14 protein-coding genes are annotated in these 15,708 nt (G+C 34.2%); 6 read left to right on the forward strand and 8 right to left on the reverse strand.

Annotated features, from left to right (window positions below; genetic code table 11):
- Positions 1–10: 10 nt before the first annotated feature.
- Complete coding sequence (gene pafA, locus FT986_RS08370; RefSeq protein WP_147864687.1) at positions 11–1,699, forward strand: alkaline phosphatase PafA; 1,689 nt, start codon at positions 11–13, stop codon at positions 1,697–1,699.
- Positions 1,700–1,709: 10 nt separating this feature from the next.
- Here pafA and FT986_RS08375 read toward each other — a convergent pair whose 3' ends face one another.
- The 4 genes from FT986_RS08375 to gcvP all read right to left on the reverse strand — a co-directional run bounded on the left by FT986_RS08375 (position 1,710) and on the right by gcvP (position 7,291).
- Complete coding sequence (locus FT986_RS08375) at positions 1,710–2,558, reverse strand: glycosyltransferase family A protein (RefSeq protein ID WP_147864688.1); 849 nt, start codon at positions 2,556–2,558, stop codon at positions 1,710–1,712.
- The gene (locus FT986_RS08380) at positions 2,559–3,083 is read right to left on the reverse strand and encodes a methyltransferase (protein WP_147864689.1); all 525 of its coding nucleotides are present in this window, start codon (positions 3,081–3,083) and stop codon (positions 2,559–2,561) included. It lies immediately after the preceding gene.
- A gap of 10 nt (positions 3,084–3,093) precedes the next feature.
- Complete coding sequence (locus FT986_RS08385; protein ID WP_147864690.1) at positions 3,094–4,155, reverse strand: 3-oxoacyl-ACP synthase III family protein; 1,062 nt, start codon at positions 4,153–4,155, stop codon at positions 3,094–3,096.
- Positions 4,156–4,447: 292 nt separating this feature from the next.
- Positions 4,448–7,291 (reverse strand): aminomethyl-transferring glycine dehydrogenase, encoded by a 2,844-nt coding sequence (gcvP, locus tag FT986_RS08390; RefSeq protein WP_147864691.1) that lies wholly within the window; start codon positions 7,289–7,291, stop codon positions 4,448–4,450.
- Positions 7,292–7,427: 136 nt separating this feature from the next.
- On the opposite strand from gcvP, the gene FT986_RS08395 reads away from it, so the two are divergent.
- Positions 7,428–8,255: a hypothetical protein gene (locus tag FT986_RS08395; protein WP_147864692.1), complete on the forward strand. Its 828-nt coding sequence runs from the start codon at positions 7,428–7,430 to the stop codon at positions 8,253–8,255.
- An 8-nt stretch (positions 8,256–8,263) separates the two neighbouring features.
- Here FT986_RS08395 and FT986_RS08400 read toward each other — a convergent pair whose 3' ends face one another.
- Both FT986_RS08400 and FT986_RS08405 read right to left on the reverse strand, forming a co-directional pair.
- Positions 8,264–8,539: a hypothetical protein gene (locus tag FT986_RS08400; protein ID WP_147864693.1), complete on the reverse strand. Its 276-nt coding sequence runs from the start codon at positions 8,537–8,539 to the stop codon at positions 8,264–8,266.
- 1 nt (position 8,540) lies between these two features.
- Positions 8,541–9,101, reverse strand: a complete 561-nt coding sequence (locus FT986_RS08405) for a sigma-70 family RNA polymerase sigma factor (protein WP_147864694.1) — start codon at positions 9,099–9,101, stop codon at positions 8,541–8,543.
- A gap of 80 nt (positions 9,102–9,181) precedes the next feature.
- Here FT986_RS08405 and FT986_RS08410 point away from each other — a divergent pair, with 80 nt between their 5' ends.
- Positions 9,182–10,417 (forward strand): glycosyltransferase family 4 protein, encoded by a 1,236-nt coding sequence (locus FT986_RS08410; RefSeq protein ID WP_147864695.1) that lies wholly within the window; start codon positions 9,182–9,184, stop codon positions 10,415–10,417.
- Positions 10,417–11,541, forward strand: a complete 1,125-nt coding sequence (gene hemW, locus FT986_RS08415) for a radical SAM family heme chaperone HemW (RefSeq protein WP_147864696.1) — start codon at positions 10,417–10,419, stop codon at positions 11,539–11,541. The genes FT986_RS08410 and hemW overlap by 1 nt, the downstream gene beginning before the upstream one ends.
- 99 nt (positions 11,542–11,640) lie before the next feature.
- Here hemW and FT986_RS08420 read toward each other — a convergent pair whose 3' ends face one another.
- On the reverse strand, positions 11,641–12,099 hold the full coding sequence (locus FT986_RS08420) for a GAF domain-containing protein (RefSeq protein ID WP_147864697.1): 459 nt from the start codon (positions 12,097–12,099) through the stop codon (positions 11,641–11,643).
- Positions 12,100–12,182: 83 nt separating this feature from the next.
- Here FT986_RS08420 and xrtF point away from each other — a divergent pair, with 83 nt between their 5' ends.
- Both xrtF and FT986_RS08430 read left to right on the forward strand, forming a co-directional pair.
- Entirely contained in the window at positions 12,183–12,734 is a 552-nt protein-coding gene (xrtF, locus tag FT986_RS08425) for an exosortase family protein XrtF (RefSeq protein WP_147864698.1), read from the forward strand.
- Entirely contained in the window at positions 12,731–13,168 is a 438-nt protein-coding gene (locus FT986_RS08430; RefSeq protein ID WP_147864699.1) for an exosortase F system-associated protein, read from the forward strand. Before xrtF ends, FT986_RS08430 begins: the two co-directional genes overlap by 4 nt.
- 37 nt (positions 13,169–13,205) lie before the next feature.
- On the opposite strand, the gene FT986_RS08435 is transcribed toward FT986_RS08430, so the two are convergent.
- Positions 13,206–15,686, reverse strand: coding sequence for a zinc-dependent metalloprotease (locus tag FT986_RS08435; protein WP_147864700.1), 2,481 nt, complete (start codon positions 15,684–15,686; stop codon positions 13,206–13,208).
- Positions 15,687–15,708: the final 22 nt, after the last annotated feature.

The following is a 15,708-nucleotide window of genomic DNA, read 5'->3' on the forward strand; positions in this document are numbered from 1 at the left end:
AAGAAAACTCATGAAAAAAATAACTCTCTTATTGATTTTAGTTACACTTTTTTATCAGTGTAAAACATCAAAATTAGACCAAAATAATTCGACTACGGTCGGTATAAATTCTACATCTACTAATCCGCTTTCTCAACAACCAAAATTGGTAGTTGGAGTAGTAGTAGACCAAATGCGTTACGATTACCTTACCCGTTTTTGGGATCACTTCCGCGAAGACGGTTTTAAAAAATTAGTTGGGGAAGGGTTTACTTGTAATAATAATCATTACAATTACGTGCCCACTTATACGGGTCCTGGTCACGCTTCTATTTATACGGGTACTTCACCTAAAAATCATGGTATTATTTCTAACAGTTGGTATGATAAGTTTTCTAACGAATATGTGTATTGCGCACAAGATGATACACGAGAAACCATTGGCGCCGAAACTACTGCAGGGCAAATGTCTCCTTGGAGAATGCAAACTACAACGGTATCAGACCAAAATCGTTTACATACCCAATTTAGAGGGAAAACAATTGGAGTAGCTTTAAAAGATCGTGGAGCAATTTTACCTGCTGGTCATACAGCAAATGCAGCCTATTGGTTTTATGGAAAAGATAAAGGTGCATTTATAACCAGTTCATTTTATAGAAATGATTTACCGCAATGGGTGAAAGATTTTAATGCTTCAGGTAAAGTAGAAAGTTATTTAAAGCCTTGGAATACTTTAAAAGATATCACCACCTATGTAGAAAGTGGAGCTGATAAAAATGATTTTGAACAACCCTTTCGCGGAAAAGAAACGGCAACATTCCCTTATGACTTAAAAGAATTAAGCGAAGAAAATGGAGATTACGATATTCTAAAATCAACACCTTACGGAAATAATATTTCAACCGATTTTGCTCTTGCTGCCATCGATGGAGAGCAGTTAGGACAAGATGAATTCACCGATTTTTTAACGCTAAGTTATTCTAGTCCAGATTATATAGGTCATAGTTTTGGCGTCAATTCAAAAGAAGTTCAGGATAATTATGTGCGTTTAGATGAAGACATTGCACGATTGATTAAAAATTTAGATGAAAAAGTAGGTAAAGGTAATTACACTTTATTTTTAACTGCCGATCACGGAGCCGTTCATGTACCTAATTACTTAAAAAGTAAAAAGATTCCTGCGGGTTATATGAATAGTAAAGCGTTGAAAGAAAAAGTGAATCAATTTTTAGGAGAAGAATACGGTATTTTAGATCTCATTAAAAATGTTTCTAATAATCAGATCTTTTTCGATAAAGAGGTACAGAAAGAGAAAAACATTAAAGCTACAGATTTAGCTAATCATCTAAAAGACTTTTTAATTGGTCAGCCTCATCTTTATAAGGTATATACCCGCGGAGAAGTGGAAGCTATGAATAGCAACAACAAGTTAAAACACTTTGTAGAAAATGGATTTCATCAACAAAGAAGCGGAGATGTAATTTTCTTGTATGATCCAGCTTTTATATCCTATTCAGAAGTGGGAAGTACTCACGGTAGTTCTATGACCTATGATACCCACGTGCCCTTAATTTTTTATGGTATGGGAATACAAAAAGGACAAACCTATGCAAAAACAGAAATAACAGATATTGCGCCAACCATTTCAGCTTTATTAGGAATCGCATTTCCTAATGCCGTAACGGGAGAGGTAATTCAAGAAGTTTTAGAAAAGAAATAATAAACGGAAATTAAAAGAGCTTCTGCTTCATCTTTTTCCAGCGGTAAGCTCTTATCCATTTCCCTTCTTCGGGAGAGACCATAAAAGGAAGGTTATTTTTTTTTGAGATAAGAAACCCCTTGATGTAGTCAATAAACAAGCGAGGTTGTTGCTTTTTCAACGCCAATTTAAGGGCGGCAATACAAGTAATTGAAAACCCGTATCGCATCTTATAAAAAGCTTCACCTTGTTTATAACGAGCTTTGGCATGATAGGTTTTTCCAGTAGGACGCAAATGTTTTACCTGTAGGTCTGAAGAAACATTTATTTCAAATCCATGATACTTTGCCAGCAGTTCATCAACGGTGTCCCAACCCATCACATTTTTAAGTCCGTTAATTTTGTCAAAACACTCTTTTGTATATGCTTTTAAAGCACCTCTAAGATGATCTTTATTGGTTAAGGATTCTAATTTCCATTCATTTTTGTGTGGAATCAAACAGACTCCACCAGCCATTCCAATTTTAGGATTTTCAAGAAAAGCCTTTGAAATATGGGCTAGATAATTATTAGGGAAAATAAGATCGGCATCAAATTTACATAGCACATCGTAATTGTCATCTAACTTCTCAAGACCTTTATGAAAAGCATTAATTACTTTGCTGCCAGGTAAATGTTCTTCGCTAGAGGAAATGTTGATGTAGTCTATAAAACTATATTTTTCAGCGAAAGCTTTTAAAATATTTTCGGTATTATCGGTAGAGTGGTCGTTAACCACCATTATTTTTTTAGGAAGAAGTGTTTGCTTTGTTAGAGACTGCAGAGTTTTGCCTATAAACGCAGCTTCATTATGAGCGGGGATAATGATGTAAATCTCCATTTATGATACTCTTTCGGCGTAGACAATATAATAACGTGGAGTTATTTTTCTAAGTAAAGGTCTTATGCCAATTTTATTCACAGGGTTCGTCCACTTTTTAGAGTCGATTATTTTCCACCCTGCTTTTTCTAATAACCAATCAAATTGCCAATCTTCAAACTCGTGATAATGGCGATCCCATTTATCGGTTTTACATCTGTAGGCAGGAGAAAACCATAGACTCAATGGAATGCTAGTTACAAGTTTATCAGCTTTAATTTCTCGTAACACGTTAAAAGGAGCGATAAGATGTTCAAATATTTCGAAAGCGGTAACAACATTTGCGTTAGAATGAATAACCGATGAAAAATCAAGATCTAAATCTTCCCCTTTGGTATTCTCGACTTGATACCCAGTCGATTTAAGACGTTCCGTTAACGGGTTTTCAACTCCTAAATCTAAAAGTTGAGAATCTTTCGAGATATGTTTTTCTAAAAAATCTAGGGTTTCTTGGTATCGCTTATGCGGAAAATTTTTCTCGTACAATGGTGTAAGCTTAAAATTTGTAAACAGCGGCGTTAATGTTCATGCCTGCTCCAACACTGGCAAAGAGTACTACATCTCCTTTCTCTATCGATTGATCTTTGAGTTGTTTTCTTGTGACCAAATCTAATAAAGTTGGTAAAGTAGCCACCGAGCTATTTCCTAATTTTTGAATGCTCATAGGCATGACATTTTTAGGGGCAGGAACATCAAAAAGTTGATAAAACCGATCGCAAATAGCCTGATCCATTTTTTCGTTAGCTTGATGAATTAACAATTTTTTTACATCTTTAATAGTATATCCACTTTCATCTAAACAAGCTTTCATAGCAGCTGGAACTTTGGTAAGTGCAAAATTGTAGATTTTCCTTCCACTCATTTTAATATACTTGGTAGGTTGCAAATTTTCTTTATTGTAAGAACCATCAAAAGTTAAATAGTTTGCTTCCGCGGAAGCGTACGTAGCCGATTTGTGTGCGATAATACCTACATCTTCGCTATCTTTATATTCTACAATGGTAGCGCCTGCACCATCGCTAAAAATCATACTATCGCGGTCGTGATCATCTACCACTCTAGATAAGGTTTCGGTACCAATAACCAAAATGCGTTTGGCCATTCCCGATTTTATAAATGCTCTGGCATGAATCATTCCTTCGAGCCAACCTGGACAACCAAAAAGTAAATCGTAACCTACACAATTAGGATTTTTGATTTTCAATTCATATTTCACTCGGGTCGCTAAACTAGGAACAGTATCTCCTTGAACATTTTTATCTTGCATGTCGCCAAAATTATGGGCGACAATGATATAATCTAGCGTTTCAGGATCAATTTTAGCATCTTCTATAGCTTTTTGAGCTGCGATGCTTGCCATGTTAGATGCGGTAACACCTTCTGGTGCGTATAACCGTTCATCTATACCCGTGATGGCTTGAAATTTTCTAATTATATTATCGTTAGTATCATTAATGGCAGAACCATCTTCATTTAAAAAACGATGATTCAAAAAATGAGAATTGATGATTTTTGTTTGAGGGATATAGCTTCCAACCCCTATAATTACTTCAGCCATAGATCTAAATATTGGTACAATGTAGTCATTTCTTTATATCCTAAAGAATATTTTATTAAAAATTAAGAAACCTTAAAGAAGACTTTAATTGTTAAAAAAATTTCAAAATATTGAATTAATAAATTTTTATCTACAAAAATGCAAGTATGATAATTTAAGCTTTAAAATATTTTACTTTTTTATTAAAATGGTAAAATATTTAGTTTTTAAGAGTCAATTAATGTTTAAAACTTATAAAAATAAAAAAGCCCATAATTAATTTACAGGCTTTTCTATTTTAATAAATAAGAGTTTACATATATTCTTCCATTGGTGCGCAAGTACACATAAGATTGCGATCTCCGTAAGCATCATCTACACGTCTTACTGATGGCCAAAATTTATTATCTGACACATATGGTAAAGGATAAGCTGCTTTTTCTCTAGTATAAGGAAAGTCCCAGTCACTAGAAGTAAGCATTTTTAATGTATGCGGAGCATTTTTAAGAACATTGTTAGGTTCTTCTTTTTCAACCGTTTTAATCTCTTCTCTAATAGAAATTAAAGCATCGCAAAAACGATCTAATTCTTCTTTACTTTCACTCTCTGTTGGTTCTATCATCATTGTTCCTGCTACTGGAAAAGAAACTGTAGGAGAATGGAAACCATAGTCAATAAGACGCTTCGCAATATCTACTACTTCAATTCCTTTTTCTTTAAAAGGTCTGCAGTCGATAATCATTTCATGAGCTGCTCTTCCTCTTTCTCCAGAGTACAACGTAGTGAAATGACCTTCTAAACGATTTTTAATGTAATTCGCATTTAATATAGCATGCTCTGTACTAGATTTTAATCCTTTAGGGCCTAGCATAGTAATGTAGGCATAAGAAATAAGGCATACTAAAGAAGAACCCCATGGTGCGGCAGAAATTGCATTAATAGCGTTTTCTCCTCCCGTTTTAATGATTGGGTTTCCTGGTAAAAATGGAACTAATTGCTTTGCAACACAAATTGGTCCAACACCAGGGCCTCCACCTCCGTGAGGAATAGCAAAGGTTTTATGTAAATTAAGGTGACAAACATCTGCGCCAATGTTTCCTGGATTGGTTAAGCCCACTTGCGCATTCATATTTGCACCATCCATATAAACTTGTCCGCCGTTATCGTGAACGATTTGTGTAATTTCTTTTATGGCAGATTCATACACCCCGTGTGTGGATGGGTAAGTAATCATAACTGCCGAAAGATTATCTTTATGTTTTAAAGCTTTTTCCTTTAAATCGTCTACATCAATACTTCCAGATTCATTTGCTTTGGTTACGACCACTTTCATTCCTGCCATTACTGCACTTGCCGGATTGGTACCGTGAGCGGAAGAAGGAATTAAACAAATATTTCTGTGATGATCTCCGCGAGATTCGTGGTAAGCTCTAATTGCCATTAATCCTGCAAATTCTCCTTGAGCACCGGAGTTGGGCTGAAGTGAGGTTGCAGCAAAACCAGTAATTTCAGTTAACTGATCTTCTAATTTTTTTAATACTTCTTGGTAACCTTGTGCTTGATCAATTGGTACAAAAGGATGAATATTTCCCCATTGAGGGTAGCTTAACGGAAGCATTTCTGCTGCAGCATTTAGCTTCATTGTACAAGATCCTAAAGAAATCATAGAGTGATTTAAAGATAAATCTTTACGCTCTAATTTCTTGATGTAACGCATCAATTCAGTTTCAGAATGGTATTTATTAAATACTTCATTCGTCATGAAATCACTATCTCTCGCTACATTTTCTTTATCGATAATATCTTTCTCTAAAGAAGTAACTTTGATAGAAGCTTTTCCTGCTACGTGAGCAAAAACAGCAATAATATTGTTAAGATCGGTTAAGCTAGTTGCTTCGTTTAAGCTAATAGAAACCGTGTCTTCTTCTGGGTAGTAAAAATTGATTTCACTTGCTTCGGCCACTTCTTTTATTTTGGCAGCATTCGCTTTAATACGAATTGTGTCAAAATAATAATCGTTTTCTTGGTAATAACCTAATTGCTCTAGAGCATCGGTAAGTTCGGCTGCAGAGCGGTGAACTTTATTGGCTATATATTGTAAACCTTTTGGTCCGTGATAGACACCATACATAGAAGCCATTACAGCTAGTAATACTTGTGCAGTACAAATATTTGAAGTGGCTTTGTCTCTTTTTATATGTTGCTCACGTGTTTGTAAAGCCATTCTTAAGGCTACATTTCCGTCAAGGTCTTTAGTTACCCCAATAATTCTTCCTGGGATATTTCTTTTATATTCTTCTTTGGTTGCAAAATATGCTGCGTGTGGTCCTCCATAACCTAATGGAATACCAAAACGTTGCGTGGTACCTACGACTACATCTACACCAAAGTTACCTGGAGCTTGTAGTTTTACTAGGCTTAAAATATCTGCAGCGACAGCAATTTTAATTCCTGCTTCTTTAGCTTGAGCGATAAACGGAGCGTAGTTGTAAACCCTTCCGCTGGTTCCTGGATACTGAAGAATGGCTCCAAAGAAATCTTCAGAGAAATTAAATTCTTCGTGGTTTCCTACAACTAATTCAATCTCTAATGGATTGGCTCTGGTTTGTAATAAAGAAAGTGTTTGTGGTAAAATCTCTTCAGAAACAAAAAACTTTACCGCTTTTCTTTTCTTTTGGTCACGATCTCTAACCGCAAACAAGAGAGTCATGGCTTCCGCAGCAGCGGTAGCTTCATCTAAAAGTGAAGCGTTTGCCAACTCCATTCCGGTAAGATCGGCCACCATGGTTTGAAAGTTAAGAAGGGCTTCTAATCTACCTTGAGCAATTTCTGCTTGGTAAGGAGTATAAGCTGTATACCACCCTGGATTTTCTAATACGTTACGCTGAACTACAGGGGGAGTAATAGATTGGTGGTATCCTAAACCTATATAGGTTTTAAACATTTTATTTTTAGCAGCAAGTTTGGTAATGTGCTCCAAATATTCTTGCTCGCTTAAAGCTTCGTTTAAATCTAGGTCTTTTTGTAACCTTATATTGTCTGGAATGGTTTCGTAAATCAATTGATCTAAAGAATCTACTCCTACAGTTTTTAGCATTTCTGCTATGTTTTCTGGTCTGGGACCAATATGTCTTAATGCAAAAGAATCTGTGTTCATGTATTAAAAAATATAGTTGTGTTTGTGGTTTGCAAAAGTACATTTTTTCTAAAGAAAACAATGTTAATTCTGTAGCTTATCAGTATACTTTAAAAGGCATAGTTAAGGTGTCATTTTAAAGCTTTATTTTTGAATTATGAACCTCTTTAAAAAAGCGATCAACTTTTACATCAACAGTAGTATTCACGTAGCTTTGGCGGTTACTGCTTTAACAGCAGTAACAAGCTTAAGTTTTCTAGGAGTGTTTAATATTAATATTCTTCTTTTCGTGTTTTTAGGGACTATTTCTGGCTATAATTTTGTGAAATATGCAGGGATTGCAAAATTGCATCATTACAGCCTTACAAAGAATTTGAAAATGATTCAGGTTTTTTCATTATTCGCGTTTTTAGGTTTGCTTTACTTTTTTTCTCTTCAATCTACTAATTTTTTAATTCTCACTGGCTTTTTGGGTTTTTGTACCACATTGTATGCTATACCTTTTTTACCAAAGCAGAAGAACCTAAGAAACTTAAAAGGGACAAAAATTTTTATCATCGCTTTTGTTTGGGCAGGAGTTTGTGTTTTACTGCCTCTAATAGATGAGGTTGCTTTTTTAGAATATAAAGTATGGGTAAAATGGCTTCAAGTTTTTTTATTTGTGATTTCGATCACCATTCCTTTTGAGATAAGAGATCTAAAATTTGATGATGATGGTTTAGGTACTTTGCCTCAATTGGTAGGGGTAAAGCAAGTGAAAAGGATAGGTTATTTGCTAATTGCATTGGTAATAGGTATGCAAGGAATTTTAAGTGAATTGGAATTTATAAAGATGTTGCCAGTAATTCTTATCGGAATTTTAAGCGCAATTTTTATAAAGTTAGCAAGAAAGCAGCAGCGTGAATTTTATGCTTCTTTTTATGTAGAAGCAGTTCCTATAATATGGTTTTTATTAGAATTAGGAATAGGGTATATAGAATGGTAGGAGGAGACTTATGAATTTTTAGAACTTGAATTTTGCATTTGCTTTTGAAGTAGTATTTTAAAACTCTCTTGTTCTTCTGGGGTTAAATTACTAAGCTTCGCATTTTTAATTACTTCGCTAAGCTGAGTGTTTTTTTGAGAATATTTTCGGCATTCTCCACACATAAATAAGTGGAATTTTAATTTGAGTTTTTCCCAAATACTTGCTTCGTTATATTGACATTTATCACAGAATACTCCATATTTTTCGCAGAGTGAATGTCGTAAATTGTTTGATGTACTCATATTATAACCATTTGTCTTCCATACAATCAGCCATTTTTTTTCTGGCTCTATGTATAATTACCCATAAATTAGACGGACTAATATTTAAATCATTACAAATTACTTCGGTATCGTAATTGTCAATGGTTTTCATTTTAAAGACTTTTGCTTGTTGTTTTGGGAGGGAAGAAAGACAATTAAATATAGTGCTTTTTAGCTCATCATTCATTAAATTATCTTCAGCAGTAATGTCGTCATGATCAGCTACTTTTTCCTCTAACCAATCTCCATCATCGCCTTCGTTATTATAGTTTATCTTAACTTCAGCTTTTCCTTTATTAGAATTTATTTTACGGTAATAATCAATAATCTTGCGTTTTAAAATGGAAACTAACCAAGTACGTTCGGTGGCTTCCCCTTTAAAATTCTTCATAGATTTTAATCCAGCAAGAAAAGTTTCAGAAATAAGGTCTTTAGCAATATCTCTATTGTTTACTCGTGTTATGGTATAATTAAAAAGAAAATCAGAGTAACGATCTACCCATTTTTCTGGATTAATTTGATTTTCTTTGCTCGGTGGCATGATAGAATATTAATTAGTGCGATAAAGCTACAAATAATATAAGGTATATTTTTGTTGTTAACTGTGAAAAAAAACATAAAATGAAGCAACTTCTTATCATAGGTTACATTTGGCCAGAGCCTGCTTCTTCGGCGGCAGGGAGTAGAATGATGCAACTCATAGATCTATTTTTAGAAAAAGGTTACCAAATAACTTATGCCTGTCCTGCTAGATTTTCTGAATATGCAGTTAATTTAGAGGAAATGGGGATAGAACAAGTACAGATTGAAGCCAATAAAAGTGAGTTTGATAGCTGGTTAAAAGAGCTTGATCCTACTATAGTGATGTTTGATCGCTTTATGATGGAAGAGCAGTTTGGATGGCGAGTAGCAGAGCAATGCCCTAATGCTTTTCGTATTTTAGATACCGAAGATTTACATTTTTTTAGAAAAGCCCGTTATGAGGCGGCAAAGAAAAACAGGGTGTTAACCAAAACCGATTTGTTTTCTAAGGAAGCCAAAAGAGAAATTGCCAGTATTCTACGTTGTGATCTCACCTTAATTATTTCTGAGGCAGAAAGAGATTTGTTAACCGAAAAATTTAAAATAGATAGAGATCTTTTACTCTATATTCCGTTTTTAGTACCTCAAGAGCGTACCTCTCCCTCAACCGAGCTAACTAACTTTGAAGAACGCGAAAATTTTATTTTCATAGGAAATTTTTTACACGATCCTAATTGGGATGCCGTGCTATATTTAAAACAAAGCATTTGGCCTATTATTAGAAAGCAATTGCCAAAGGCAGAGTTGCATATTTATGGGGCTTATGCTACCCAAAAAGTAGAACAATTAAATAATAAAAAAGAGAAGTTCTTTATAAAAGGGAGAGCCACCGAAGCGTTAAGTACTATAGAGAAATATAAGGTATTACTGGCGCCTCTACGATTTGGAGCAGGAATTAAAGGTAAGTTTATCGATGCTATGCTCACGGGTACTCCCAGTGTAACTACTACTATAGGAGCTGAAGGTATATGTGGGATTTACCCTTGGAACGGAGAAATTTCTAACAATGATCAAGAAATTGCCGATGCCGCATTTATGCTGTATACGCGAGAAAAAAGATGGAATAAAGCTCAGCAGAACGGTTTTAAAGTGATTCAGAACCGATTTCAAAAAGAAAATTTTAGCTCTCATTTTTTCGATACAATTAGGCGTTTGCAAGAGCGTCTAGAAAAGCATAGGCAACAAAATTTTATGGGATCTATGTTAATGCATCATACCTTACAAAGTACAAAGTACATGTCTTTATGGATAGAAGAAAAAAATAAAAAGAGCTAATGGCAGGTATTTATATACATATTCCATTTTGCAAACAAGCTTGTCATTATTGTGACTTCCATTTCTCTACAGGGTTAAATAAGCAGCCCCAAATGGTAGCAGCTATTCATAAAGAAATTTTGCTCCGCAAAGAAGAAATTAAAGAGGAAGTAAAGACTATTTATTTTGGTGGAGGTACGCCAAGTTTGCTAACCAAAGATCAAATTAAGGTTTTACTCGATACGATTTATAAGAATTATGATGTTTCGCTTAACGCGGAAATAACTTTAGAAGCAAATCCAGATGATTTATCTCTAGAGAAAATTCAGGAATTATCACAAACTCCAATCAACAGGTTAAGTATAGGAGTGCAGTCTTTTTTTGAAGAAGATTTACAACTTATGAATCGGGCTCATAATCATGAGGAGGCGTTAACTTCTATTCGGGAAGCGAAGAAGTTTTTTGATAATATTTCTATAGATCTCATTTACGGAATACCTGATATGAGTAATGAACGTTGGCAACAAAATCTCGATATTGCTTTATCTTTAGAGGTTCCTCATATTTCTAGTTATGCATTGACGGTTGAGCCTAAAACAGCTCTCAAAAAAATGATAGAAAAAGGAAAAGTAGCTCCTGTAGATGATGCGCTTGCTGCTGCACATTTTAAAATTTTACAAGAAGTAATGAGTTCGGCAGGTTTTATCAACTATGAATTTTCAAATTTTGGAAAACCTGACTACTTTTCAAAAAACAATACAGCTTATTGGATGGGAGAATCTTATTTAGGAATAGGTCCGTCGGCACACGGTTATCATCAAGGGGTGAGAAGTTGGAATGTATCTAACAATCCTAAATACATACAGGCCATCGAAGAAAATCAACTTCCTATAGAAAAAGAAACCTTATCTAGTAATGATGCGTACAATGAATATGTAATGACGCGTTTACGAACGATGTGGGGAATTAGCTTATTGGAAATAGAAGAACTTTTTGGAAATAAATATGTGAATTATTTACAGAAAGAGCTTCCTGTTTTTATAGAGAAAGGACTTATAAAAAAGAATGAAAATAATTATACCATCACTCAAAACGGAAAATTTTTAAGTGATGGTATAGCATCAGACTTATTTTATATAGCGTAGTTTTTGCGTTAGGGATTGAGCGGTTTGTCTAAGCTCTTTTGTTTTGATAAAAACAAAAAGCGAGTAGCGAAAGCCCGACCCGTAGGGAACGCCCAAAAATTAACCTAAAATATTGGCAACCTCTTTATTGATGTTTTCTAAGAAAGTTTCATCTTCTTTGGTGAAAGGATCTGGAGTATTCGAATCAATATCAATTTGTCCTATATTTTCACCATTTACAAATAAAGGAATCACGATTTCACTTTTCACATTGATATTGCATGAAATGTAATTGTCTTGTTCTTGTACATTAGGAACTATAAAGTTGGCATTAGATTCTGCTACCTGACCGCAAATTCCTTTTCCAAAAGGGATAATGGTATGTTCGGTTGGTTCTCCTGCATAAGCTCTTAATTTTAGCTCACGTTTATCACCATTTTTAAAGTAAAAACCTACCCAGTTGTAGTAGGAAATATTTTCTTTTAAGAGAGAGCACACTTCGTTAAGACGGTGATCAATCGATAATTGGTCGTTTTGAATAAGCTCTGTAGCTTTAACTTGAATTTCTTGTAAGGTCATTTTCAATTTTTTACGCAAAAGTATTTATAAAATATCGCTTAGTGAATTTCTAATTCTATAAATTTGTATTAAAAGTTATTCCCTTGATAGAACTTATAAAAAAAAATAAGGCCGTTGTAAAGTTTCTTCTTTTGTTTGGCGGCTCTTATGTGATCTTGGCCTTAGGCTATCAATACTACTTGACTCATTTTTCTTCTCAAGAATACTATCCAGACTATATTACCCATTTGGTGACTAAACAGAGCAAATATGTAGTAGAAAGTTTAGGGTATGATGTGCGTATAGCTCCTCATCCCAATGATTTATCTATGAAGTTTATTATAAACGACAACTATGTTGCTAGAATTGTAGAAGGTTGTAATGCTATAAGTGTTATGATTCTTTTTGTTGCTTTTATTATAGCTTTTCATACTAATTTTAAAAAAACTTTTCTTTTTGCATTTTCGGGTGCCACGCTTATTTATGCTCTAAATATCATTAGAGTAGGCTTGCTTTGTATAGGAATTCATGAGTATCCAGAATATGCTTCTTTTTTACATGACATTGTTTTTCCTGGATTTATCTACGGAGTCGTTTTCTTGCTTTGGATGATTTGGGTGCGAATGAGTACGGAGAGAAAAAAAGTTAACACATGAAAATCATTAAATGGGTTTTAGGAATAGGTTGTTTAATTCTCCTAGTGAGCGTACGCTTATTTGAAGAAGTTCTTTTTCATGATCCTTTGGTAGATTTTTTTAGATCTAACTTTACCCAGGCAGAACCGCCTGCATTGGAGAAATGGAAGTTGATGAGTTTGACCTCTGCCAGATTCTTTATAAATACGCTTTTATCATTAATCATATTATATCTAGCATTTTCAAAGAAGAGTATTTTAAAATTTTCGGGGTTGTTCTATGCGGGAAGTTTTATTATTTTAATAGGTGTTTTCTACTATCTCCTTTCTCCGCTTAAAGCGGAAAACTATATGTTTTTATTTTATGTGCGTCGATTTTTAATTCAGCCTCTCTTCTTAATTTTATTATTACCGGCATTTTATTACCAACAAAACATAAAAAAAACCGACTTGTAAGCCGGCTTTTAAATGATAATTAATAGTTGGAATTATCTTATCCTCTAGGATCTAAAATAATATCTATTCTTTCTACTAAATCTTGTAAGTGGTATCTACTCATTTTATCTGATGTTCTACCAATAGCACGTTGTACTTCTCTTTTCAGATTATTAAGTTCTGCTCTTACTACAGGACGAATATCACTTTGCTCTACATTAATATCACTATGATTAATCCAATTTCTATATTTTGCAGGAATTGATTTTTGCTTTTCTTTCATTAAATAAGCCATTCTATCTACATAGGCTCTTTGAAGGTTTCTTCTATAGATATCTATTGTATTTCCTCTAGAAAGTTCACTAAATACTCCAGATCTTAAATCGCTCATCATATCTAATAAACCATAAGCATTTTCATTGATGGTTTCATTTTCAATTAACCTTGCCATTCTTCCAAAATCTAGAATATTATTTAATGTTCTTACTTGGTAGCTTCTTAAACGCTCCACGCTTCCGTCAAATTCAATTTTATTAAATATAGATGCATCTAATAACCACTCTGGTGTGGTAAACAATTGATCTTGTAAAAAGCTCATAGCTCTTTTTTGTTTTTCCGTGTCAACGTGAGTATAAACCGCGCCTTCTTGATCGTAAGTTTTGTAATGCTCATATACACCTCCAATATTAGCAGTCACATGACCCATATATCTATTATACTGACTTAATATTTGTTTATATAAATCGTTTAAATCTTGATAGTCTTTACCGTCTTCTGCTGTCCATTCTATAAGATTAGGCACTATTCTTTTAAGGTTTTTAATACCATACTCACTAGCTAACATGCTATCATCTCCTAAATCTTCGGTTTGAGAACTTGGGTCGATAGTACTACCACTTTGTTGACTCCCGAAACGATACATTGGGTTTCCTGCATGTTCTAAAATCCATTCATCTAAAATAGGTTTTTCTTCTTTTGCAGATTTATCTAAAATAGGTCTGTAACCCCAATTAATAGAATACTTATCGTAAATACCAATATTTGGCATTAAAGCAACATCACCATCTCCTGGTTGAGCGATATAATTGAAACGTGCGTAATCCATAATAGATGGAGCGGTTCCATATTTTTTAGTGAATTCTGGGTTACGTAAATCTTCTACCTTATAGGCAACACTACTTCCCATATTGTGTGGTAAACCTAAAGTGTGACCTACTTCATGTGAAGAAACAAAGCGGATAAGTCTTCCCATCACCTCATCTTTAAATTCTACATCACGAGCGTCCTCATTGATGGCTGCGGTTTGTACAAAAAACCAGTTTCTCAATAAAGTCATTACATTGTGATACCAGTTAATATCTGATTCTAAAATTTCTCCCGAACGTGGATCACTAACGTGGGGTCCATTTGCATTAGGAATAGGAGAAGCTAAATACCTAACTACAGAATATCTAACATCTTCTGGACTCCAATCTGGATCTTCTTCTTTGCTTGGAGCTTCTTTAGCAATAATCGCATTTTTAAAACCTGCAGCTTCAAAGGCAACTTGCCAATCTTCAATCCCTTGTTTAATGTAAGGAACCCATTGCTTTGGAGTCGCTCTATCTATATAATAGACAATTTGTTTTTTTGGCTCTACTAATTCACCATTTAAAAACTTTTGCTTGTCTTCTTCTTTTACTTCTAATTTCCAACGGTCTAAATAGGTAACCTCTTTACTTTTTTGTGCGCTTAAACCATAATCGGTTTGACTTCTTGCAAACCAGCCCACACGCTCATCGAAATAACGCCTTTTCATTGGAGTTTTTGGTAGCAATATCATAGAGTTGCTAAATTCTAAAGAAATAGAACCCGTAGCACTATTTGATGGTGGTTGCGAAGCGTTGTAAGTTTTTACGTGTCTTACCTCAATGTTTTTAGGGAAACTTCTAATTGTATCAATGTATGATCTATCGTCATCTAAACGAGATATTTTATAGTTTTTTCTTCTTGATTGTGGAAAACCAAGTGCAGCAATATCTTTCTTATATAAATCGGTTACTTCAATTACCGTATTATTATTGATAGAGTCTTTATGGAATGCTTTAATAGGAAAAGAATATAAAATAGGCTCAAAATTAGAGTTGACCACCGCTTCATGAACAGGAAGAGAATCTGCAGCTACCACTTCGTGAGAAACTACTCTAAGTAAAACATCATCGCCTTTTTTTTGCCAGCGAAGTACTTGAGTGTTTTGTTTTCCTCCCCCAAACCCCAGTCCGTTTGCAGTTTTAGCAATTCTTGTCACCATTAACATTTCACGGTTAAAAAGTGTATCTGGAATTTCGTAAAAATACTTTTTGTCTAGTTGATGCACGGTAAATAATCCTTTGTCAGATTTTGCATCTTTGGTAATTACCTTTTTGTAATCTTTAATGTCTCCTTTCTTAGAGGTTTCGGCTTTAGCTTGCGGAGCTTGTTTTTTTTGAAAAATAGCACAACTGCTTAACGAAAGGCTTATTCCGATAAGACAAGTTTTAAATAATAATGATTTATTCATGAATATATAGTTGATTTAAGTG

Origin of the sequence: Mesonia sp. K4-1 (assembly GCF_008017825.1) — a bacterium.
Taxonomy (GTDB): domain Bacteria; phylum Bacteroidota; class Bacteroidia; order Flavobacteriales; family Flavobacteriaceae; genus Mesonia.